The organism is Rhodopseudomonas palustris BisB18, from assembly GCF_000013745.1.
Lineage (GTDB): Bacteria > Pseudomonadota > Alphaproteobacteria > Rhizobiales > Xanthobacteraceae > Rhodopseudomonas_A > Rhodopseudomonas_A palustris_F.
This window is the reverse complement of the sequence record NC_007925.1, coordinates 3,796,371-3,818,096: the sequence shown is the minus strand read 5'-3', so window position 1 is coordinate 3,818,096 and position 21,726 is coordinate 3,796,371. Positions and strand designations below refer to the sequence as shown.

Genomic DNA, 21,726 nt, shown 5'->3' with positions numbered 1-21,726 from the left:
GGGGGCGGGCATGTCAACGCACGATCCAATCAGCGATCTGATCACCCGTATCCGCAACGCGCAGATGCGCGCCAAGTCCAAGGTCTCGACCCCGGGCTCGAAGATGCGCGCCAACGTTCTCGAAGTTCTGAAGAACGAAGGCTACATCCGCGGCTACGCCAGCGTCGATCACGCTTCCGGCCGCAGCGAGCTCGAGATCGAACTCAAGTATTTCGACGGCGAGCCGGTGATCCGCGAAATCGAGCGGGTGTCGAAGCCGGGACGTCGGGTCTACGCGTCGGTGAAGAACCTGCCGCGCGTGAACAACGGCCTCGGAATTTCGGTTTTGTCGACGCCCAAGGGAATTATGGCCGACCACGAAGCGCGTGACGCGAACGTGGGCGGTGAAGTTCTCTTCACGGTGTTCTGAGGAAGGATTAGCCATGTCACGTGTTGGCAAAAAGCCCGTCGTGGTCCCCTCGGGAGTAACCGCGAGCGTCCAGGGACAGATCGTCACCATGAAGGGGCCGAAAGGTCAGCTTCAGTTCATCGTGCACGACGACGTCGAAGTGCAGTTCGAAAACGGCTCGGTCACGGTGAAGCCGCGGGTCGAGACCAATCGCGCGCGGGCGCTGTACGGCACCGCGCGGGCTCAGGTCGCGAACCTGCTCGAAGGCGTCACCAAGGGCTTCGAGAAGAAGCTCGACATCACCGGCGTCGGCTATCGCGCAGCATTGCAGGGCAAGAAGCTGCAGCTCGCGCTCGGCTACAGCCACGATGTGGTTTACGACATTCCGGACGGCATCACCATTACGGTGCCGAAGCCGACCGAGATCTTCATCTCGGGCAACGATTCGCAGCGCGTCGGTCAGGTAGCGGCAGAGATCCGCAGCTATCGCCCGCCGGAGCCCTATAAGGGCAAGGGCGTGCGTTATTCCGACGAGTTTATCTTCCGCAAGGAAGGCAAGAAGAAGTAACGGAGCCGGTCATGTCGAAACTCAAGATTACGAATGCCCGGCGCAAGCAACGCGTGAGGCTGTCGTTGCGCCGGATCGCCAATGGTCGGCCGCGGCTCTCGGTGTTCCGCTCGTCGAAGCACATCTACGCGCAGGTCATCGACGACCTCAAGGGCGAGACCCTGGCGTCGGCGTCGTCGCTGGAGAAGGCGATGCGCGACACCGGCAACACCGGCGCCAACATCGACGCCGCCAAGGCCGTCGGCAAGCTGCTGGCGGAACGCGCGGTGAAGAACGGCGTCACCGAAGTGGTGTTCGATCGCGGCGGCTATCTGTATCACGGGCGCATCAAGGCGCTTGCCGATGCGGCGCGCGAGAGCGGACTGAGCTTCTAAGTTTTGGATAACGGACACAAGGTCGGGGGCGCAAGCCTCTCAAGGATTGGAAAACACCATGGCAGGTGAACGCGAACGCGGTGGAGGCCACCGGGGCCCCCGGGAAGAGCGCGACAGCGAATTCGTCGACAAGCTCGTCCACATCAACCGGGTTGCGAAGGTCGTCAAGGGCGGCAAGCGGTTCGGCTTTGCCGCGCTGGTCGTGATCGGCGATCAGAAGGGCAGGGTCGGTTTCGGTCACGGCAAGGCGCGCGAAGTGCCGGAAGCGATCCGCAAGGCGACCGAGTCCGCGAAGCGCAATCTGACCCGCGTGCCGTTGCGCGAAGGTCGGACGCTGCATCACGATATCGCCGGCCGCCACGGTGCGGGTCGGGTCTATCTGCGTGCGGCCCCGGCCGGTACCGGCATCATCGCCGGCGGCCCGATGCGTGCGGTGTTCGAAACCCTCGGCATCCAGGACGTGGTGGCGAAGTCGATCGGCTCCTCGAACCCCTACAACATGGTTCGCGCCACTTTCGACGCGCTGAAGCATCAGGACTCGCCGCGTTCGGTCGCGGCGCGCCGTAACCTCAAGGTCTCCACCCTGCAGTCGCGCCGTGTCGGTGGCGACGCCGAAGTGGTCGCCGAATAACAACCTGGCACGATCCGGAGAAACCGCTACGGTTGCTCCGGGCCGATCGTGCCGAGCTCGACAAGATGCGATCTGGAGTTGATGACGATGGCCAACGCCGCAAAGACAATCACGGTCGAACAGATCGGCAGCGCTATTCGCCGCCATCATTCGCAGCGCGCGACGCTGATCGGCCTCAATCTCAATAAGATCGGTCGTACCGCCGAACTGCAGGACACCCCTGAGGTTCGCGGCATGATCACCAAGGTTCAGCACCTCGTTCGCATCGTCGACGAGAAATAAGGAGACAGGGCGATGAAGCTCAGCGATATCGCCGACAACGCCGGCTCGCGCAAGAAGCGTATGCGCGTCGGCCGTGGCATCGGTTCCGGCAAGGGCAAGACCGCCGGCCGTGGCGGCAAGGGCCAGACCGCGCGCTCCGGCGTGCGCATCAAGGGCTTCGAAGGCGGCCAGATGCCGCTGCATCGGCGTCTGCCGAAGCGCGGCTTCAACAACATCTTCCGGCTCGACTTCGCCGAGATCAACCTCGACCGGCTGCAGGAAGCCGTCGACGCCAAGACCATCGACGGGTCGGGCGTGATCAACGCCGAGACGCTGGTTGCCTCCGGCGTGCTGCGTCGCGCCAAGGACGGCGTGCGGCTGCTCGGTCGCGGTGAACTCAAGGCCAAGTTGACCATCGAAGTGCACGGCGCCACCAAGACGGCGATCGAAGCAGTCGAGAAGGCCGGCGGGACCGTGAAGATCCTGGCGCCGGCGAAGAAGGACGAAGGCGAGGCTGCGTAACATCCGCGTCATCCGCTTGCCAAAACGCAGGCGGTAACGTCGCGACGGTGGATTTTCGCTACCCGAGCCCCAATTTGATGTCCGGCGTCAACCTCATGTCCGGACGGGCATGACGGTGCGAGCGGCGCAGGAGAAAGCCGAACATGGTCTCTGCAGCGGAACAACTTGCAGCCAATCTCAACTTCTCGGCGCTCGGTAAAGCCGAGGAGTTGAAGAAGCGCATCTGGTTTACCCTCGGTGCGCTGTTGGTCTATCGGCTGGGCACCTACATTCCGCTGCCGGGCATCGACCCGCACATCTGGGACCAGGTGTTCAAGTCGCAGGCCGGCGGCATCCTCGGCATGTTCAACATGTTCGCGGGCGGCGGCATCAATCGCATGGCGATTTTTGCCCTCAACATCATGCCCTACATCTCCGCCTCGATCATCATTCAGCTGCTGACGACGGTGTCGCCGCAGCTCGAAGCGCTGAAGAAAGAGGGCGAGTCGGGCCGCAAGACCATCAACCAATACACCCGCTATCTCACCGTGGTGCTCGCCGCGTTCCAGTCCTACGGCATCGCCGTCGGTCTGCAGGGCGCCGGCAACGTGGTCAGCGAGCCCGGGATGTTCTTCCTGATTTCGACCGCAGTGACGCTGACCGGCGGCACCATGTTCCTGATGTGGCTCGGTGAGCAGATCACCTCGCGCGGCATCGGCAACGGCATTTCGCTGATCATTCTCGCCGGCATCGTCGCCGAATTGCCTTCGGCGCTGGCCGGGATGCTCGAACTGGGCCGCCAGGGCGCGCTGTCGACCGGCATCATCCTGGTCGTGCTGGTGATGGCCGTGGTCGTGATCGCCTTCATCGTGTTCATGGAGCGGGCGCAGCGCCGGCTCTTGATCCAGTATCCGAAGCGCCAGGTCGGCAACAAGATGTTCGAGGGCCAGTCCTCGCATCTGCCGTTGAAGCTCAACACCTCGGGCGTGATCCCGCCGATCTTCGCCTCGTCGCTGTTGTTGCTGCCCGCCACCGTGGCGAACTTCAACGCCGGCAGCGGCCCGGAGTGGTTTCAGTGGATCACCACCCAGCTCGGCCACGGCCGTCCGCTGTTCCTGTTGTTCTACATCGGCATGATCGTGTTCTTCGCGTTCTTCTACACCGCGATCGTGTTCAACCCGACCGAGACCGCCGACAATCTGAAGAAGCACGGCGGCTTCATCCCGGGCATTCGTCCGGGTGAGCGCACCGCCGAATATATCGATTTCGTGCTGTCGCGCATCACCGTGATCGGCGCCGCCTATCTGGCGATCGTCTGCCTGATCCCGGAAATCCTGATCTCCTATGCGGCGGTGCCGTTCTACTTCGGCGGCACCTCGTTGTTGATCGTGGTCAGTGTGACCATGGATACGGTGGCCCAGGTGCAGGGCTATCTGTTGGCGCATCAGTATGAAGGACTGATCCGCAAGTCGAAACTAAGGGGCCGCCGCAAATGAGACTGATCCTTCTTGGACCGCCGGGTGCGGGCAAGGGAACACAGGCGCTTCGGCTGGTTCAACGTTACGGCATCGTACAGCTCTCCACCGGCGACATGCTGCGCGCCGCGGTTAAGGCGCAGACCCCGATCGGGTTGAAGGCCAAGGACATCATGGCGAGCGGCGCGCTGGTGCCGGACGAGGTGGTGGTCGGTATCATCTCCGACCGGCTGGATCAGCCGGATGCGGCGAACGGCTTCATTCTCGACGGCTTTCCGCGTACCGTGCCGCAGGCCGAGGCGCTCGACCTGCTGCTCAAGGCCAAGCAGCTGAAGCTCGATGCGGTGGTCGAATTGCGCGTCAACGAGGGCGCGCTGCTGGCGCGGGTCGAGACCCGGGTCGCGGAAATGCAGGCGCGCGGCGAAGCGGTGCGCGCCGACGATACGCCGGAGGTGCTGTCGAAGCGCCTCGCCAGCTATCGCAGCCAGACCGAGCCGTTGATCCATTACTATTCCGAGCAGCGCAAGCTTTTGACCGTCGACGGCATGATGACCATCGAAGAGGTCACCAAGGAGATCGACCGGGTGCTGGCAGCGATTCGCAGCGCCGACGCCAAGAAGACGGTCGCCAAGGCAGCCGCGGCGAAATCCGCGCGCCGAGCCTCGAAGGCGATCGGCACGGCGGCGCGCAAGCCATCGCGCAAGGCCGCCGATTCGGCCGCCAAGCCGGCCAAGCCGGCGACGAAGACGGTCGCAAAACCGTCCGCGAAGTCCAAGGCGCCTGCCAAGAAGACCACGAAGACGACCACGAAGTCAGCGGCCAAGGCTGCTGCCAAGACCAAGAAGCCTGCCGCCAAGACCAAAAAGCCCAGCGCAAAGGCCAACAAGCCCGCCGCGAAGGCGAAAAAGCCGGTTTCCAAGACCAAGACCCCGGGCGCCAAGGCGGCCAAGACCGCCAAGACGGCGTCCCGCAAGGCGGCCGGTAAATCCGGCAAAAAGGTCACGAAACGGCGAGCGAAGGCCTAGAGTCGGTTGACGAAACCGAGTCGAGTCCTTTAATAAGGCCCCATTCCGTCGGATTTTCGGACGATGCCGGGCCCCAAGATGAGCAAGGGGAGGGCGTCGTGTTCGCCGTTGGCGAGCAACCGCCCGAGTTAGCGAAGAACAGCCGGTCCAAGTGGCCGGCGACAGGAGAGAAGTCTGTGGCCCGTATAGCCGGCGTGAACATTCCGACCAACAAGCGCGTCCTGATCGCGCTGCAGTATATCCATGGCATCGGCCAGAAGAACGCGGCCGAAATCCTGGAGAAGGTCAAGATCGCTGATGACAAGCGCGTCAATCAGCTGAGCGACCAGGAAGTCTTGCAGATCCGCGAAGTGATCGACCGCGACTATATGGTCGAGGGCGATCTTCGTCGCGAGACCGGCATGAACATCAAGCGGTTGATGGATCTCGGCTGCTATCGCGGCCTGCGCCATCGTCGCGGTCTGCCGGTGCGCGGTCAGCGCACCCATACCAATGCGCGCACCCGCAAGGGTCCGGCGAAGTCGATCGCCGGCAAGAAGAAGTAATTTGCGCGAATAGCGATTGGCGAATGGCGAATAGGGGAGTGCCTCTATTCGCTGTTCGCTACTCGCCATTCGCTGTTTCGGTGTAGCCGCTGGCATTACGGCGGCGTTGAGATCTGTAGAAAGGTAGAGAATGGGCAAGGAAGCCACCCGCGTTCGCCGCCGTGAGCGCAAGAACATCGCGTCCGGCATCGCGCACGTCAATTCGTCGTTCAACAACACCACCATCACCATCACCGACGCGCAGGGCAACACCATTGCCTGGTCGTCGGCCGGCACGATGGGCTTCAAGGGTTCGCGCAAGTCGACCCCCTATGCGGCGCAGGTCGCCGCTGAAGACGTCTCCAAGAAGGCGCAGGAACACGGTATGCGCACGCTGGAAGTCGAAGTCGCGGGTCCGGGTTCGGGCCGTGAATCGGCGCTGCGCGCGTTGCAGGCCGCGGGCTTCACCGTCACCTCGATCCGCGACGTGACCACGATCCCGCACAATGGTTGCCGCCCGCGCAAGCGTCGGCGGGTCTGATATTTCAATCGCTGGCGGCCCGGCCGCCAGCGTTTCGTTTTGATGCTATCGCGCGGACTGCTCCGCGATCTCCAACGCCAGAGATTTTCATTGGCATGGGTGAAACAGTGACGATCCAGAAAAATTGGCAAGAACTGATTCGGCCGAACAAGCTCGTGGTCACGCCGGGCTCCGACCCGACGCGTTTTGCGACCCTCGTTGCCGAACCGCTCGAGCGCGGCTTCGGCCAGACGCTGGGCAACGCGCTGCGGCGCGTGCTGCTGTCATCGCTGCAGGGTGCCGCGGTGCAGTCGGTTCATATCGACGGCGTGCTGCATGAGTTCTCCTCGATCGCCGGCGTGCGCGAAGACGTTACCGACATCGTGCTGAACATTAAGGACATCTCGATCAAGATGCAGGGCGAAGGCCCGAAGCGCATGGTCGTGAAGAAGCAGGGTCCCGGCACCGTCACCGCCGGCGACATCCAGACCGTCGGCGACGTCGTGGTGCTCAATCCGGACTTGCAGATCTGCACGCTGGACGAGGGCGCCGAGATCCGCATGGAATTCACCGTGGCCGGCGGCAAGGGCTACGTCGCCGCCGAGCGCAACCGTCCCGAGGACGCGCCGATCGGCCTGATCCCGGTCGACAGCCTGTTCTCCCCGGTGCGCAAGGTCTCCTACAAGGTCGAGAACACCCGCGAGGGCCAGATCCTCGACTACGACAAATTGACCATGACGATCGAGACCAACGGCGCGATCTCGCCGGACGACGCGGTGGCCTATGCCGCCCGCATCCTGCAGGATCAGCTCAACGTGTTCGTCAACTTCGAAGAGCCGCGCAAGGAAGTCACCCAGGAGATCATCCCGGATCTGGCGTTCAACCCGGCGTTCCTCAAGAAGGTCGACGAGTTGGAGTTGTCGGTGCGTTCGGCGAACTGCCTGAAGAACGATAACATCGTCTATATCGGCGACCTGGTGCAGAAGTCGGAAGCGGAAATGCTGCGCACCCCGAACTTCGGCCGCAAGTCGCTCAACGAGATCAAGGAAGTGCTGGCCCAGATGGGTCTGCATCTCGGCATGGAAGTGCCGGGCTGGCCGCCGGAAAACATCGACGAATTGGCCAAGCGCTTCGAGGATCATTACTGAGCGAATAGGGAGTAGCGAATAGCGAATAGATCTTCTGACTACTCGCCATTCGCTATTCGCCATTCGCTGACTTGGGCGAACGCAGGCAGCCCACCTGAGCAAAAAGTCCGACGGACCGTCGCGACAGTTTGAAATTTTGAGGACTAGAAAATGCGTCACGGCAAGGTTCATCGCAAGCTCAACCGCACCGCCGAACATCGCAAGGCGATGTTTGCCAACATGTGCGCGTCGCTGATCAAGCACGAGCAGATCGTCACCACGCTGCCGAAGGCCAAGGAGCTCCGCCCGATCGTGGAGAAGCTGGTCACCCTCGGCAAGAAGGGCGGCCTCGCGCTGCGCCGCCAGGCGATCAGCGAGATGAAGGATCAGGATCAGGTCCGCAAGCTGTTCGACGTGCTGGCCAAGCGCTACGCCGACCGTCAGGGCGGCTACACCCGCATCATCAAGGCCGGCTTCCGCTACGGCGACAACGCGCCGATGGCGGTGATCGAATTCGTCGACCGCGACGAAAACGCCAAGGGCCTCGACTCCGGCCAGGCCGAAGAGAAGGCCGCGTAAGCGGGCCGAGAATCGGATAAGCTGTCTTCGGAGAAATCCTTTAGGGGAGTTTCTTTTGCGGAAGATAACGGTCAACGGCGAGCTCGATCATCTGTTTAGCGATGATCGGGACTCCCGGATTGAAGGGCTCGCGGAAAAGCTCCGCGTTCCCTCCTATGGCGGCAATAATCTTTACCGGCCGAGTCGGGCGCTGTCCGAAGCCGAGAGCGAACTGATCAACCGGATAGGGACGGTTGCGCCGCCGGTGGGCACCACGACATAGTCCGTCATATCGCTCAATTGAAGTGTGACCTGTGCCGGATGATTTCATCACACTCTATCGGCCAGATGTTTTTGAACGATTTCGCGGCGACGGTTTTACCGAGCCGGCTGACGCGAAGCAGTGGTTCGCGTCCTGCATAGCCTTCCAATACGACGATATCGCCAAGCGCCATCTGTGTGAACTTCGGATCTCACCGACCAGGCTGGAAGAGGCGCGGCTGCTGTGGAAGCGCGACACCGGACGCATCGATATCCTCGGCGATACCATCCCGGATCATTTCAAACAGGCCGGATTTCTTGCCTATTGGCTGCGCCGACGGATGGTCGTCGGTTGGTGGCAGCGTAATCTCGTCGATCACGCCTCGGAGGAGCAGGACAAATTTCTGCTGTCGGTCAACGAGGTGTGCGCATTCTTTGTCGGTTTGCGGCTGTGCGTGTATTTCGAGATGAAATCGCAGATCGACGAAAACGATCATATCGGTCACGCGCTTCAGGACATCAATCTCGGCAGTGATCTGAAGTTCGACGTCGCGACGCTGTTGAAACACAAGAATGTTTCGCCCCATGCGTTGTACTTGATCTATCGCACTCTGTTCTATGATCTGAGCAAGCCGCCGCGGAAAGCGACGGTGCTGTCGCTGGTCCGCTAGGGCGTCGGCGTTTGTGCGGGAAACGGTCGCCTGCCGATTGCGGCCGCGGCCCGCGCACCCGATATCTCCGGCATCAACCACGGAGATAGCAGATGAAGATCGATCTTTCCGGCAAGACCGCGCTGGTGACCGGCTCCACCGCCGGCATCGGCCACGCCATCGCCAAGGGCCTCGCCGCCGCGGGCGCCAGCGTGGTGGTCAATGGCCGCAGCCAGGGCAAGGTCGACGCCGCGGTCGCGGCGATCGGCAAGGTCGCCGCCGGCGGCAAGATCATCGGCGTCGCCGCCGACGTCTCCACCGCGGACGGCTGCGACGCGCTGGTCACCGCCTATCCGGACGTCGACATCCTGATCAACAATGCCGGCATCTTCGAGCCGAAGGGTTTCTTCGACATTCCCGACGAGGACTGGGCGCGGTTCTTCGACGTCAACGTGATGAGCGGGATAAGGCTGTCGCGCGCCTATATGCCGGCGATGCTGAGCCGCAACTGGGGCCGCATCGTCTTCATCGCCTCGGAATCCGCGATCATGATTCCGAAGGAGATGATCCACTACGGCATGACCAAGACCGCCCAGCTCTCGGTCTCGCGCGGGCTCGCCGAGCTGACCCGCGGCACCGCGGTCACCGTCAACGCGGTGATGCCGGGGCCGACGATGTCGGAAGGCGTGCAGACCTTCGTCGCCGATCTCGCCAGGCAGAACGGCGAATCCGAAGCCGAGGCCGCGGCGAACTTCGTCAAACAGCACCGCCCAGGCTCGCTGATCCAGCGCTTCGCCAGCGTCGAGGAGGTCGCCAACATGGTGGTGTATGTCAGCTCGAAAGAGGCCTCCGCCACCAACGGCGCCGCGCTGCGCGTCGAGGGCGGGCTGATCCAGACCATCGCGTGAAGGCAATTGAATCGAGGAAGGTCATGAATGCAAAAGCCTCTGCCGTCGAGGGAAGCTGCAGATGCGGACAGGTGCGGATCAGGATCAGCGCTCCGCCGCTGCTGACCATGGCCTGCCACTGCACCGGATGTCAGAAGATGTCAGCCAGCGCCTTTTCGCTCAGCGCTGCGTTTCCCAGCGCGGCGTTTGCGGTCACCCAAGGTGAGCCTGTCATTGGCGGGTTGCACGGAGCGGCCCGCCACTATTTCTGCCCGCATTGCATGAGCTGGATGTTCACCCGGCCGGAGGGGATCGATTTTCTGGTCAATGTTCGCGCGACGATGCTGGAGGACGCCCACGGCTTCACGCCATTCATCGAGACCTTCACCAGCGAGAAACTGCCTTGGGCGACGACGCCCGCTGTCCATAGCTTTCCAGCATTCCCAGCACTTGATCAATATGAAGGACTGACGAAGGCTTATGCCGAGGCGACCGCCGCGCCGAGCTAGTCAAGGTCGCCGCGGCGGCTTTGCCGCTGCAGGTCTCTTCGCCCCTACCACCCCTCCAGCACGATCTTGCCGACCGAAGTACCGGACTCGATCTGCGCATGCGCCTTTATCAAGTTGGCGGCGTTGATGGCGCCGAAGCTGCGGTCGAGCGTGGTGCGCAAGACGCCCTTGTCGATCAGGTCGGAGACGTCGTTAAGTAGCTGATGCTGCGCGATCATGTCGGCGGTCTGGTAGGTCGAGCGGGCGAACATCGCCTCCCAATGCAGCGACGCCGATTTGGCCTTCAGCGGCATGGCATCCAACGTCGCGGGATCGTCGATCAGCGCGATCTTGCCCTGCGGCGCCAAAATCTCGATCAGCGCCGGGAAATGCTGCTCGGTGCCGGTGAGGCTGGCGATCAGCGCCACCGGCGGCAGCTTCAATGCGGCGATCTGCGCCGGCAGCGGCTTGGAATGATCGACGACATGATGCGCGCCGAGCTGCAGGCACCATTGGCTGCTCTGCGGCCGCGACGCGGTCGCCACCACGGTGAGGCCGGTCAACCGTCGCGCCAGCTGGATCAGGATCGAGCCGACGCCGCCGGCGCCGCCCACGATCAACAGCGTGCGCGGATCAAAGCTCTTGCCGGGCGCCACGCCGAGCCGGTCGAACAGCAGCTCCCAGGCGGTGATCGAGGTCAGCGGCAGGGCCGCGGCCTGCGCGAACGACAGCGTCGCGGGCTTGTTGCCGACGATGCGTTCGTCGACCAGATGGAATTCCGAATTGGTGCCCGGCCGCACGATCGAGCCGGCGTACCACACCTCGTCGCCGGGCTTGAACAGCGTCACTTCCGGGCCGACCGCGTCGACGATGCCTGCGGCGTCGTAGCCGAGAATCTTGCGCTCGCCGGCCGGCGCCGCGGCGCGCTTGCGCACCTTGGTGTCGACCGGATTGACCGACACCGCGCGCACCGCGACGCGCAGGTCGCGCCCCAGCGGCGTCGGGATCGCGGTCTCGAAATCGACCAAGGCTTCGGCGTGGTCGATGGGAAGGGGATTGCTGTAGCCGACGGCTTTCATGCGACGCTCCATATGCTGCGGCCGTAGCCTGTCCTCGGGCCGCTCGCATTGCAAGTACTGTCATTTCGGGGATATAGTCACCGATCGGATACTATTGGACCAACACGCATGAAGCGGCGCGATTTCAACTGCGGTCCCGGTTGCCCGGTGGAGGTCACGCTCGACCTGATCGACGGCAAGTGGAAGGGCGTGATCCTGTATCATCTGCAGGAGGGCCGGCTGCGGTTCGGCGAATTGCGCAAGAAGATGCCGGGCATCACCCAGCGGATGCTGACCAAGCAGCTGCGGGCCTTGGAAGACGACGCTCTGGTCACCCGCAAGGTGTTCGCCGAGGTGCCGCCGCGGGTGGAATATGCGCTGTCGGAGACCGGGCTGCGGTTGCGGCCGGTGATCGACGCGCTGAGGCGCTGGGGCGAGGATCACCAGGCCCGGCAAGCGGCCGGCGCGCAGCCCAGCGCCGCGGCCGACGCCGACCATGCCGCGGTCGCGGCGGACCGCAGCCTGTGATCGCGCCGCAGCGTTTGCTTCTCTTGAGCCGTCCGCGCGCCTATATCTCATCGCTCAACAGCGGGATTCTTTCATGACTTCGACACGCGCGCTCACCGCCCTGGTGCTGGCCTTGATTCTCTCCGTTCCGGCGCAGGCGCAGCCGCAGGATCGCCGGGTGCCGTCCTCGCCCGCCGAACTGAAGCTCAGCTACGCGCCGATCGTGCAGCGGGTGCAGCCGGCGGTGGTCAACGTCTACGCCGCCAAGGTGGTGCAGAACCGCAACCCGCTGTTGGAGGATCCGATCTTCCGCCGCTTCTTCGGCGTGCCCGGCCAGCAGCCGGAGCAGATGCAGCGCTCGCTCGGCTCGGGCGTGATGGTCGATCCGTCGGGCCTGGTGGTGACCAACAACCACGTCATCGAGGGCGCCGATCAGGTCAAGGTGTCTTTGTCCGACAAGCGGGAATTCGAGGCCGAGATCGTGCTGAAGGACAGCCGCACCGACCTCGCGGTGCTGCGGCTGAAAGAGGTCGCCGGCGAGAAATTCCCGACGCTGGATTTCTCCAACTCCGATGAACTCTTGGTCGGCGACGTGGTGCTGGCGATCGGCAATCCGTTCGGCGTCGGCCAGACCGTGACCCACGGCATCATCTCGGCGTTGGCGCGCACCCAGGTCGGCATCACCGACTACCAATTCTTCATTCAGACCGACGCCGCGATCAATCCCGGCAATTCCGGCGGCGCCTTGGTCGACGTCAACGGCCGGCTGGTCGGCATCAACACGGCTATCTTCTCGCGCTCCGGCGGCTCGCAGGGCATCGGCTTTGCGATTCCGGCCAACATGGTGCGGGTGGTGGTGGCTTCGGCGAAGAGCGGCGGCAAGGAGGTCAAGCGGCCGTGGCTCGGCGCGCGGCTGCAGGCGGTGACGCCGGAGATCGCCGAAACGCTCGGTCTCAAGCTGCCGAGCGGCGCGCTGGTGGCGAGCGTCACCGCGGGCAGCCCCTCGGCCCGCGCAGGATTGAAACTCTCCGACCTGATCATTGCCATCGACGGCTTCACCGTCGACGACCCCAACGCGTTCGATTATCGCTTCGTCACCAGGCCGCTCGGCGGCGCCGCGCAGGTCGACGTGCAGCGCGGCGGCAAGCTGGTCAAGCTGGCGATCCCGCTGGAGACCGCGCCGGACACCGGGCGCGACGAAATCGTGGTGAAGTCGCGCTCGCCGTTCCAGGGCGCCAAGGTCGCCAACATCTCGCCGGCGCTGGCGGACGAATTGCGGCTCGATCCCAGCGTCGAGGGCGTGGTGGTGATCGATCTCGCCGACGATGCGACGGCCGCCGGCGTCGGCTTCCAGAAGGGCGACATCATCATCGCCGTCAACAACAAGAGGATCGCCCGCACCGCCGACCTCGAGCGGATCGCCGCCGAACCCTCGCGGCTGTGGCGCATCACCGTGGTGCGCGGCGGCCAGCAGATCAACGTCACGCTCGGCGGATGAGGCGCGCAACCGATCTCCTCTTCACCCTCCCCCTTGCGGGGAGGGTGGACCGGCGTAGCGAAGCGAAGCCGGGCCGGGTGGGGGTAGCCACAGGCGCAGTGCTCGCATTACCCCCACCCGGCCGGCCCAAGAGGGCCGGCCACCCTCCCCGCAAGGGGGAGGGTGACTCGCGGCCATCGCCGTCGGTCCATCACGACCGTGCTTGCGGGGAGAGGGAGAAAGCGCGCCGATGAGCCCGAAGCGCCCACAGCCATCGGACAACCTGTTCGCCGCGGCGGGCATGGAGCGGGATGCGCCGCATCCGTTGCCGGACCGGCTGCGGCCGCGCGCGCTCGAAGACGTGGTCGGGCAGGATCACATTCTCGGCCCCGACGGCGCGCTGACAAGGATGCTGGAGACCCGCACGCTCGGCTCGCTGGTGTTCTGGGGGCCGCCCGGCACCGGCAAGACCACGGTCGCGCGGTTGTTGGCCGACACCACCGAACTGCATTTCGAGCAGATCTCCGCGGTGTTCTCCGGCGTCGCCGATCTGAAGAAAGTGTTCGACGCCGCCCGTGCCCGCCGCCAGACCGGCCGCGGCACGCTGTTGTTCGTCGACGAGGTGCACCGCTTCAACAAGGCGCAGCAGGATTCCTTTCTGCCGGTGATGGAAGACGGCACCGTGGTGCTGGTCGGCGCCACCACCGAGAATCCGTCGTTCGAACTCAACGCCGCGCTGCTGTCGCGCGCGCGCGTGCTGGTGTTTCATTCGCTCGACGCGCAAGCGATCGAGAAGCTCTACGCCCACGCCGAAACGGTGGAAGCCAAGAAGCTGCCGCTCGATGCCGAGGCGAGGGCGGTGCTGGTGCGGATGGCGGATGGCGACGGCCGCGCCGCGCTGACGCTCGCCGAAGAGGTGTGGCGCGCCGCGCGCGCCGATGAGGTGTTCAACGCCGAGCAGCTGCAGGAGATCCTGCAGCGCCGCGCGCCGATCTACGACAAATCCGCCGACGGCCATTACAATCTGATTTCGGCGCTGCATAAATCGGTGCGCGGCTCAGATCCCGATGCGGCGTTGTACTATCTGTGCCGGATGCTCGACGCCGGCGAAGATCCGTTGTTCCTGGCGCGCCGCGTGGTGCGGATGGCAGTCGAGGACATTGGCCTCGCCGATCCGCAAGCGCTGGTGATCTGCAACGCCGCCAAGGACGCTTATGATTTCTTGGGCTCGCCCGAGGGCGAGTTGGCGATCGCGCAGGCGGTGATTTATCTGGCCACCGCGCCGAAATCCAACGCCGCCTACAAGGCCTACAAGGCCGCAATGCGCGCGGCGAAGCAGGGCGGCTCGCTGCTGCCGCCGAAACACATTCTCAACGCCCCGACCAAACTGATGAAATCCGAGGACTACGGCGCGGGCTATCAATACGATCACGACACCCCGGAAGGCTTTTCCGGCCAGGAGTACTTTCCCGACGCGCTCGGTCACCAGACCTTCTACGATCCGCCGGACCGCGGCTTCGAGCGCGAAATCCGCAAGCGGCTGGATTACTGGGCGAAGCTGCGCAACAGCAAAACCTAGGGCCTTCGGTTGGGATTGACTCGTCCAACCAAAATCGGCGTCATTCCGGATTGCGAGTTCGAAGAACGAGCAGGTCCGGAATTCATAATCCCTGCGGTGGTTTTGAATTCCGGGTTTACTCGCAGCTGACGCGGCTCGTGCCCCGGAATGACGACCTCGGTCGGGAAGCGCGTCACCTCAGTTTGCTCGGTCTGCATCGGATGGACAACCGATGGAAAGCTCAGATCGAGCGCCCGGTCCACTGTTTGAGGTTGGTGAAAATCTCGGGGGTGATGCGCAGGCCGCGGTTGACGAAATCGCCGGTGGTATGCACGGCGATCACATAGCGTTGCTTCGTTTGGTCGTCGTAGAAGTACACCGGGCTGCCGCTCTGTCCGCCTTCGGTATCGACCATGTATTCCACGAAGCTCGGTCCCATTTTGCGGATGCGTCCGGCATTGTACCACAGCGTTCCATACGGCTTGTCGGCCTCGTAGGGATAGCCGGCGTTGTTGACGAACAGCATCTGCGCCTTGTTTTCGCTGTCCTCGTCGGCGAAGCATTTCAGGCCGAAATAGCCCAGCCGGTCGGCCGAGGTCAGCCCGTCGCACTCCGACTGCTCGGGAAACTGGATGACGGCGTAATCCGCCGCGGCGGCGGTGTCTCCGATGGTGTCGCTGGCCTGCCGCCACTGCTCCGGAATGATGCAGCGGTCGAGACTGGTCACGAAGTAACCATAGGGCGCGGTGGTTCCGTTGCGGCCGGGGATGACGCGGATGTTGCGCGCCCTGCGGTTGTTGCCGCCGGTGTTGTTGTAGATCACGTGGGCGGCGGTCAGCACGGCCTTCGGCCCGATGATGAATCCGGTGCCGAAACCCACCGGTCCGGATTCGTACTCCACCTCCAGATGGCAGATGCAGCGCCAGGGGGTGGTGGAGGTGTCCGGCACCATCGCGCGGTTGTCGACGCCCATGACGTTCTCCGGCTTGGCGGCGAAGGCGCGGGCCTGCGGGGACGGCGACAGCGGCGGCGTGCCTTCGGAAAAGAACCCACCGTCCGGCCGTGCCAGCACGGTGGTCGGACCGGCGACGCGCTTGCTCTCGAATCCCGAAGTGATGGCGCGGAAGATGTTGAAGCCCGGCACCTGCTCGGCGGAGCCGCCGCCGTTGGTCTCAGACATGAAACTCGGCAGCACCCACGGGTCGTGCTGCGGATCGGAGACCGCCTTATGCTGCTCGATTGTTGCCATGCTGCTGGCTGGCTCGCTCTGGGTCGCGGCGCGCGGCGATCGCCGCTGCCGAGGCGTCGCGGGCTTCCTGGGTGCCTGGGCCATCAAGTTTCTCCGAGGAATTCGGCGAGAGATATGCGGCTGTAGCCCCGCGGCGTCCCGGCCTCTTCGCCCGCCCTGACCACCTTGATCGGCAACGTGCTCTCGGTGCTGCGCGAGCGATTGCGTGCGACCTGATCCCAGTCGTACTGGAACAGCTCGGCGAAGTACGCGTTGGCGTCGGCGTTCCAGATCACCAGGCTGGCATCGCGGTTGGGTCCGGTGCCCGCCGCGGTCCAGTTCTGCGAGCCGAGCACAGCGATGTCGTCGTCGATCACGATGCCCTTGGTGTGGCACTTGTCGAAGTAGCGGACGTGATCAGCATCGGTCTCGAGCCCGAAGGTCTTCATCTGCCGCAGCGTATCGCGCTCGTTGCCGAAGCCGCTGCGGAAGATCACGCGCACGTCGCGGATCTTGTTCTGGCGGTCCTTCACCGCTTTGACGATGTCGAGGAAATGCGCGGGCGTGCTGGCGATGTCCTTCCATAGCGAGAACGACTGATTCTCGATCAGCACGCGGTGCTTGGCCTTGGAAATCAGTTCGACGATCACTTCCGGATAGTTGTCCGGCGTCAGCAGCGGCTGGACCTTGATCCTGCCTTTCAGGAGCTTGGGCTTGAACGGCTTGAAGGCGCGCGCCCGCGGCGCTTCCTCGATCAGGCCGAGCGGAACCAGCACCTCGGGCATCACCGGCTGCGGCGCCTCTTGTTCTGCCGCCGCTCTGTTGTCCTCGAAGTCCTGTTCGAGATGATTGCGGAAGGTGGCGGCGAGCCCTGCATGGGTCACCAGAGCGTGCCATTCGCGGTTGTAGCGCTGGACCTCGTCCTGGGTGACCTCTCCGATCTCATCGACGCTCCGCTCGATCGGCGCCTGGTTGGAGGATTGCCAGTTGCCGCTGGAGAGCCAGAACATCCGGTCGGTCGGTCCGTCGCGGCCGGAGGTCGCGCTCCAGACCGCGACCTTGATGTGATAGGCGGTCGGGAACAAGCCGCCGCGGCCGAGTGAGGCGGGGGCCCACGCGAAGCGAGTCTCGGCGATGTCGCTGAGGTTGTCGAGCGTGTCGGCTTCCGGAATGTCCTGGGCTTTGGTATCGCCGCCGATATCGTCGGGGATGTCGGCGTCGCCGCGCTGGCGGTCGAGCGTGAGTACGATCTTGCTGTCGCCGCGCTGCGCGATCGCCTCGATCGCCTCGACCACATGCGGCGCGGTCATGTGATACATGCCGATGGTGAGCTGATTGCTATCCTTGTCGCCCAGGAACTGCCGCAGCACCGGCCACCCGGCCTCGGGGCTGACATGCAGCAGGATCGTCATGTCGTCGGTGACCGGATCGAGGTTGAAGCGCGGGTCGGTCCGGTCGCGCTGGTAGTTGGCCTGGCGCCCGGCGAACGACTCGGTGTCGAACGCGAGACGCTGCTCGGCGATGGTGCGCGGATCGGCGGTTTCCACCGCGATGGCCACGCCGTCCTGCGTGCTTTTCAGATCGAACGAGGCGGGGTCGATCGTGGTGCCGGGGGCGACGCCGACGATGACGCCGAAGTCGTCGGTGATGACGCCGTTGCTGAACAGGTAGTCCGCCTTTACCGACAGCACGTCCGTTTGCCCGAGCAAATGCTGCCGCACTGTCTCCGCGGCGGCCGTCGCCGCCTCGCGGTCGGTGCGCCGCGGCGGCGCCTGATCCGCTCGCACCACGGGCGGATCGACCGATGCTGCGCTGATGGTCCGGGCGAGGCCGCCGAGCCGGACCGAGATCTCCAGCGGAATGCTGAAGGTGATCGCGCCGTCGGACGCCAACGCGGACGCCAGCGCGGGCGCCGGCAGTTGCGCAGCGTCGCGAGGTGCCGCCGGCGGCGCGGCGCGCGTCGTGTCGGCAGAGCGGGCCGCCGCTTCGGTCTGCCAGGGCCGCTTGAGGAGGATGCGCGCCAGATCGCTCGCCGGCACCGCGTAATTGGTGTCGAACGCCGTGCCGGCGAAATGCAGGCCGACGGCGCGGCCGGTCGTCACGTCGACGACGACGGAGCCGGAGCTTCCTGGAAGGGTGGAGCAATCATAGGTCGCGCTGCTGCCGCGGCGGCCGCTGTAGAAGCCCGGCGAGAACCGCTTTTTCCCGGTCACCGCCCCGAACAGCTTCTGGAACGGCGCCGGATCGTAGCCGTTGTTCGACCCGGGAAAACCGATCACCGCGACCATCTGGTCGTCGCTCAGCGGAGCGGTGAACAGCTTGACCGGCGGATCGATCCGATCGGTCCCGGCGGTGCGGGCGACGCGCAGCAGGCACATGTCGAGTGAGTCGTCGCCGGAGATCCAGATGATCTCCGTGATCGGAAATTCGCGCGCCGAGCCGCCGGTCACTTCCTCGCGGAAATCGATCCGCGCCGATTGCCGCACCGAGCCGTCCGGCACGCCGGGACGAAACACGTAGCCCGCGCCGGAGCGCGCACCGAATTCGCTGCCGACATGGGCGTTGGTGACGATGATGTCGCTGCCGAGATCGCTGCCGACGATCCACCCGGTCCCGACCCACGGATAGCGCACGTTGTTGACGAGTTCGATCCGCCCGACCGAGCGGATCACCGGATCGAGCACGCTGCGTCGCTTCTCCAGTTCGGCCAGCAGCGCCTTCGAGGCGGCTTCGTTGGGGTCCTGGAATCGCGGATCGCCGTCGGGCGACCGGCTGGAGGTCACGAAACGATCGTCGGTGACCGCAAGCACAGGGCGATACCAGCGCACCACTGCCTCGAGGGACGCCGTCTCCGGTCTTGCGAGGGTTGCCGTCGCCGGATCGGCTCCCGGCATTTCCGTCGCCGACATGCCCTCCATGCCGGGGCTCTTGCGCAAGATCTGCTCGGCCTTGCGACGCAGCAGGCTGAGGTACTCCCGGTCGTCGCCCATGGCGTAGCGCTCCGAAAATGCAACCTATGTTTGCATTGTTTCCGCGGACTCGCAAGGCGAGTTTGTTGTCGGTTGGCGAACAACACGCGTGGTAGTCAGCCTCTGCGCCCGCTTGGCGCGGCATAGTACCTGATTGAACGTGCCGCTTCGTCGTCCCGGTGGCGACACGGACGCCATTGAGACGCCGGATCATGGGAGAACCAACAGCTCCGGCGCCCATCACTATCTTACCGTGCCGGGGCCGCTCATGGCCTCGTCGACTGCGTCCGTCTCGCCGGGCCGGCTGAGATTGTCGGATTTTGAGCTACGTCATGGGCTGGCGCTGCAGAGACTGCTCAGCTTCCGAGGTCAACAGCTTCGGATGCCGACCATGACGACATCAATCCTGTCCCGCGCTTTCGCCACCGGCCTCGCTGCCGCCCTCGCGACGACGCCGGCGCTGGCCTGTACCCGGCTGCTCTATCACGGCGCCAACAACCAGGTGATCACCGCGCGGTCGATGGACTGGCGGTTCGAGATGCCGACCGATCTGTGGAGTTTTCCGCGCGGCATCGCGCGCTCCGGCGAGGTCGGGCCGAACTCGCTGAAATGGACGTCGAAATACGGCAGCGTGATCGCGTCGGGCTACGACGTGTCGAGTTCGGACGGCATCAACGAGGCGGGCCTGGTCGCCAATCTGCTGTGGCTTTCGGAATCGCAATATCCGAAGTTCGAGCCTGGCCGACCCGGCCTGTCGATCGCGCTGTGGGCGCAGTATGCGCTGGACAATTTCGCCACGGTGGCGGAGGCGGTGGCGTATTTTAAGACCGATCCGTTCACGCTCTACACCGACAACGTGCCCGGCAAGAACGACCTGCTCGCCACGCTGCATCTGTCGCTGTCGGACGCCACCGGCGACAGCGCCATCGTCGAATATATCGACGGCAAGCCTGTCATTCATCACGACCGCAAGTATCAGGTGATGACCAATTCGCCGATCTTCGAGAAGCAGCTGGCACTCGACGACTACTGGAAGGAGATCGGTGGCATGGTGATGCTGCCGGGCACCAACCGCGCCGCCGACCGCTTCGTGCGGGCGTCGTTCTACGTCGACGCGATCCCGAAGGATGCCAGCCCCGACCGCGCCGTCGCCAGCGTGTTCAGCGTGATCCGCAACGTCTCGGTGCCGTTCGGGATTTCGACGAAGGACCAGCCGAACATTTCCTCGACGCGGTGGCGCACCGTCGCCGACCATCAGCGCAAGCTGTACTTCTTCGAATCCGTGCTGACCCCGAACGTGTTCTGGGTCGACCTCAAGACCATCGATTTCTCCGCCGACAAGGGCAAGGTGAAGAAGCTCGAGCTCGGCCCGCAGCAATCCCACACCTTCTCCGGCGACGCGACGGCGCATTTCCAGGTCGCAACCCCGTTCAAGTTCTTAGGCCTGCCGCAGTGAGCGCGATCGCCTGACGCAAGGCCCGCGACAGCGGCGGGGGCGTGTTGTCGCGGGATGATCCGGACGCCGCCGCGGGCGATGCTACGGCACCAGCACCGCGGCGCCGAGCACGTCGCCGGCGCGCAGCCGATCCAGCACCGCATTGGCCTCAGGGAGCGGATAGGCGTGGGTTTCGGTCTTGATCCCGGCTTGCTGCGCGACCTTGAGAAAGTCGACGCCGTCCTGCCGGGTGAGGTTGGCGACCGAGACCAGCTGCCGCTCTTCCCACAACAGGCTGTAGGGAAAGCTCGGGATGTCGCTCATGTGAATGCCGGCGCAGACCACGCGGCCGCCCTTGCGCACCGCGCGCAGCGCCGCCGGCACCAGTTCGCCGGCCGGGGCGAAGATGATCGCGGCGTCGAGCGGCTCCCCCGGCAGCTCGTCGGAGCCGCCGGCCCACTCGACGCCGAGGCTGCGGGCAAAGTTTTGCGCGGCGGCGTCGCCGTGGCGGGTAAAGGCGTAAACGCGGCGGCCCTGCCAGCGCGCCAGCTGCGCCACGATGTGCGCCGCCGCGCCGAAGCCGTACAGCCCGAGCCGCTCGGCTTGGCCGGCGATCACCAGCGCGCGCCAACCGATCAGCCCGGCGCACAACAGCGGCGCGATCGCAACGTCATCGCCCAATTCGCCGAGCGCGAAGGCGTAGCGCGCATCCGCAATGGTGTGGCTGGCGAAGCCGCCGTCGCGGGTGTAGCCGGTGAACAGCGGCGCGTCGCAGAGGTTTTCCTGGCCGGCGCGGCAATAGCGGCAGACCCTGCAGGTGTGGCCGAGCCAGGGAATGCCGACGCGGTCGCCGACCTGGTGCGTGCTGACGCCGCGACCGACCGCCTCGACGCGGCCGACGATCTCGTGGCCCGGGATGATCGGGTAGCGGATGTTCGGCAATTCGCCGTCGACGACGTGCAGATCGGTGCGGCAGACGCCGCAGGCGTTGACCTTGACGCGGACCTCGCCATCGCCGGGCTGCGGTGTCGCGCGCTGCTGCATCAACAGCGGCGCGCCGGGCGCCGTCAGCACCATCGCCTGCATCTGCCACTCCGCGCCGTCGATCCTGCTGAGCCAAGGATACATCCGGCTGGAACCTGCAAGCAATCAGCGATGCGATGCGGGCTGCGCTGCGACTTCGCCTCATCCGCCTCGTGGCTGCCGACGCCGGCCGACCACAGCCGGATGTTTTGTCGCGAGGCCGCTCGCTGGCA

At 64.7% G+C, this 21,726-nt stretch carries 24 protein-coding genes; 20 read left to right on the top strand and 4 right to left on the bottom strand.

Annotated features, from left to right (window positions below; translation table 11 throughout):
• Positions 1–10: 10 nt before the first annotated feature.
• From rpsH to RPC_RS17175, 16 genes are all read left to right on the top strand, one after another.
• Positions 11–409 (top strand): 30S ribosomal protein S8, encoded by a 399-nt coding sequence (gene rpsH / locus RPC_RS17250; RefSeq protein WP_011473861.1) that lies wholly within the window; start codon positions 11–13, stop codon positions 407–409.
• A 13-nt stretch (positions 410–422) separates the two neighbouring features.
• Positions 423–956: a 50S ribosomal protein L6 gene (gene rplF, locus RPC_RS17245; RefSeq protein ID WP_011473860.1), complete on the top strand. Its 534-nt coding sequence runs from the start codon at positions 423–425 to the stop codon at positions 954–956.
• An 11-nt stretch (positions 957–967) separates the two neighbouring features.
• Positions 968–1,330: a 50S ribosomal protein L18 gene (gene rplR, locus RPC_RS17240; protein WP_011473859.1), complete on the top strand. Its 363-nt coding sequence runs from the start codon at positions 968–970 to the stop codon at positions 1,328–1,330.
• Positions 1,331–1,388: 58 nt separating this feature from the next.
• Complete coding sequence (gene rpsE / locus RPC_RS17235) at positions 1,389–1,961, top strand: 30S ribosomal protein S5 (RefSeq protein WP_011473858.1); 573 nt, start codon at positions 1,389–1,391, stop codon at positions 1,959–1,961.
• Positions 1,962–2,048: 87 nt separating this feature from the next.
• On the top strand, positions 2,049–2,243 hold the full coding sequence (rpmD, locus tag RPC_RS17230) for a 50S ribosomal protein L30 (protein WP_011473857.1): 195 nt from the start codon (positions 2,049–2,051) through the stop codon (positions 2,241–2,243).
• Positions 2,244–2,255: 12 nt separating this feature from the next.
• A complete protein-coding gene (gene rplO, locus RPC_RS17225; protein ID WP_011473856.1) occupies positions 2,256–2,744 on the top strand; it encodes a 50S ribosomal protein L15 in 489 nt (162 codons plus the stop codon).
• 143 nt (positions 2,745–2,887) lie between these two features.
• Positions 2,888–4,219, top strand: a complete 1,332-nt coding sequence (secY, locus tag RPC_RS17220; RefSeq protein WP_011473855.1) for a preprotein translocase subunit SecY — start codon at positions 2,888–2,890, stop codon at positions 4,217–4,219.
• Positions 4,216–5,223, top strand: coding sequence for an adenylate kinase (locus tag RPC_RS17215; protein ID WP_011473854.1), 1,008 nt, complete (start codon positions 4,216–4,218; stop codon positions 5,221–5,223). The genes secY and RPC_RS17215 overlap by 4 nt, the downstream gene beginning before the upstream one ends.
• A gap of 176 nt (positions 5,224–5,399) precedes the next feature.
• A complete protein-coding gene (rpsM, locus tag RPC_RS17210; RefSeq protein WP_011473853.1) occupies positions 5,400–5,768 on the top strand; it encodes a 30S ribosomal protein S13 in 369 nt (122 codons plus the stop codon).
• 130 nt (positions 5,769–5,898) lie between these two features.
• Positions 5,899–6,288: a 30S ribosomal protein S11 gene (rpsK, locus tag RPC_RS17205; RefSeq protein ID WP_006021048.1), complete on the top strand. Its 390-nt coding sequence runs from the start codon at positions 5,899–5,901 to the stop codon at positions 6,286–6,288.
• Positions 6,289–6,383: 95 nt separating this feature from the next.
• The gene (locus RPC_RS17200; protein ID WP_041801997.1) at positions 6,384–7,415 is read left to right on the top strand and encodes a DNA-directed RNA polymerase subunit alpha; all 1,032 of its coding nucleotides are present in this window, start codon (positions 6,384–6,386) and stop codon (positions 7,413–7,415) included.
• Between the two features lie 150 nt (positions 7,416–7,565).
• Positions 7,566–7,973, top strand: a complete 408-nt coding sequence (rplQ, locus tag RPC_RS17195; RefSeq protein ID WP_011473851.1) for a 50S ribosomal protein L17 — start codon at positions 7,566–7,568, stop codon at positions 7,971–7,973.
• Between the two features lie 55 nt (positions 7,974–8,028).
• Positions 8,029–8,235, top strand: a complete 207-nt coding sequence (locus tag RPC_RS17190) for a hypothetical protein (RefSeq protein WP_041801994.1) — start codon at positions 8,029–8,031, stop codon at positions 8,233–8,235.
• A gap of 31 nt (positions 8,236–8,266) precedes the next feature.
• Positions 8,267–8,884 (top strand): hypothetical protein, encoded by a 618-nt coding sequence (locus RPC_RS17185; protein WP_011473850.1) that lies wholly within the window; start codon positions 8,267–8,269, stop codon positions 8,882–8,884.
• A gap of 92 nt (positions 8,885–8,976) precedes the next feature.
• Positions 8,977–9,771, top strand: coding sequence for an SDR family NAD(P)-dependent oxidoreductase (locus tag RPC_RS17180; protein ID WP_011473849.1), 795 nt, complete (start codon positions 8,977–8,979; stop codon positions 9,769–9,771).
• A 23-nt stretch (positions 9,772–9,794) separates the two neighbouring features.
• Positions 9,795–10,259, top strand: a complete 465-nt coding sequence (locus RPC_RS17175) for a GFA family protein (RefSeq protein WP_011473848.1) — start codon at positions 9,795–9,797, stop codon at positions 10,257–10,259.
• Positions 10,260–10,303: 44 nt separating this feature from the next.
• Here the strand turns inward: RPC_RS17175 and RPC_RS17170 are convergent, their stop codons facing one another.
• Complete coding sequence (locus RPC_RS17170) at positions 10,304–11,317, bottom strand: zinc-binding alcohol dehydrogenase family protein (protein WP_011473847.1); 1,014 nt, start codon at positions 11,315–11,317, stop codon at positions 10,304–10,306.
• A 108-nt stretch (positions 11,318–11,425) separates the two neighbouring features.
• On the opposite strand from RPC_RS17170, the gene RPC_RS17165 reads away from it, so the two are divergent.
• The 3 genes from RPC_RS17165 to RPC_RS17155 all read left to right on the top strand — a co-directional run bounded on the left by RPC_RS17165 (position 11,426) and on the right by RPC_RS17155 (position 14,859).
• Positions 11,426–11,824, top strand: coding sequence for a winged helix-turn-helix transcriptional regulator (locus RPC_RS17165; protein WP_011473846.1), 399 nt, complete (start codon positions 11,426–11,428; stop codon positions 11,822–11,824).
• Between the two features lie 73 nt (positions 11,825–11,897).
• Positions 11,898–13,301 carry a DegQ family serine endoprotease gene (locus RPC_RS17160; protein ID WP_011473845.1) on the top strand — a complete coding sequence of 468 codons (1,404 nt, stop codon included), beginning with the start codon at positions 11,898–11,900 and terminating at the stop codon, positions 13,299–13,301.
• Positions 13,302–13,530: 229 nt separating this feature from the next.
• Positions 13,531–14,859, top strand: coding sequence for a replication-associated recombination protein A (locus tag RPC_RS17155; protein ID WP_011473844.1), 1,329 nt, complete (start codon positions 13,531–13,533; stop codon positions 14,857–14,859).
• Positions 14,860–15,079: 220 nt separating this feature from the next.
• Here RPC_RS17155 and RPC_RS17150 read toward each other — a convergent pair whose 3' ends face one another.
• Together RPC_RS17150 and RPC_RS17145 are read right to left on the bottom strand one after the other, a co-directional pair.
• Entirely contained in the window at positions 15,080–16,087 is a 1,008-nt protein-coding gene (locus tag RPC_RS17150) for a trypsin-like serine peptidase (RefSeq protein ID WP_041801992.1), read from the bottom strand.
• Positions 16,088–16,170: 83 nt separating this feature from the next.
• A complete protein-coding gene (locus tag RPC_RS17145; protein WP_011473841.1) occupies positions 16,171–19,056 on the bottom strand; it encodes a phospholipase D-like domain-containing protein in 2,886 nt (961 codons plus the stop codon).
• A 361-nt stretch (positions 19,057–19,417) separates the two neighbouring features.
• Between RPC_RS17145 and RPC_RS17140 the strand changes: the two genes are divergently transcribed.
• Positions 19,418–20,491, top strand: a complete 1,074-nt coding sequence (locus RPC_RS17140) for a linear amide C-N hydrolase (RefSeq protein ID WP_011473840.1) — start codon at positions 19,418–19,420, stop codon at positions 20,489–20,491.
• A gap of 81 nt (positions 20,492–20,572) precedes the next feature.
• Here RPC_RS17140 and RPC_RS17135 read toward each other — a convergent pair whose 3' ends face one another.
• Positions 20,573–21,556: a zinc-dependent alcohol dehydrogenase family protein gene (locus tag RPC_RS17135; protein ID WP_041802999.1), complete on the bottom strand. Its 984-nt coding sequence runs from the start codon at positions 21,554–21,556 to the stop codon at positions 20,573–20,575.
• Positions 21,557–21,726: the final 170 nt, after the last annotated feature.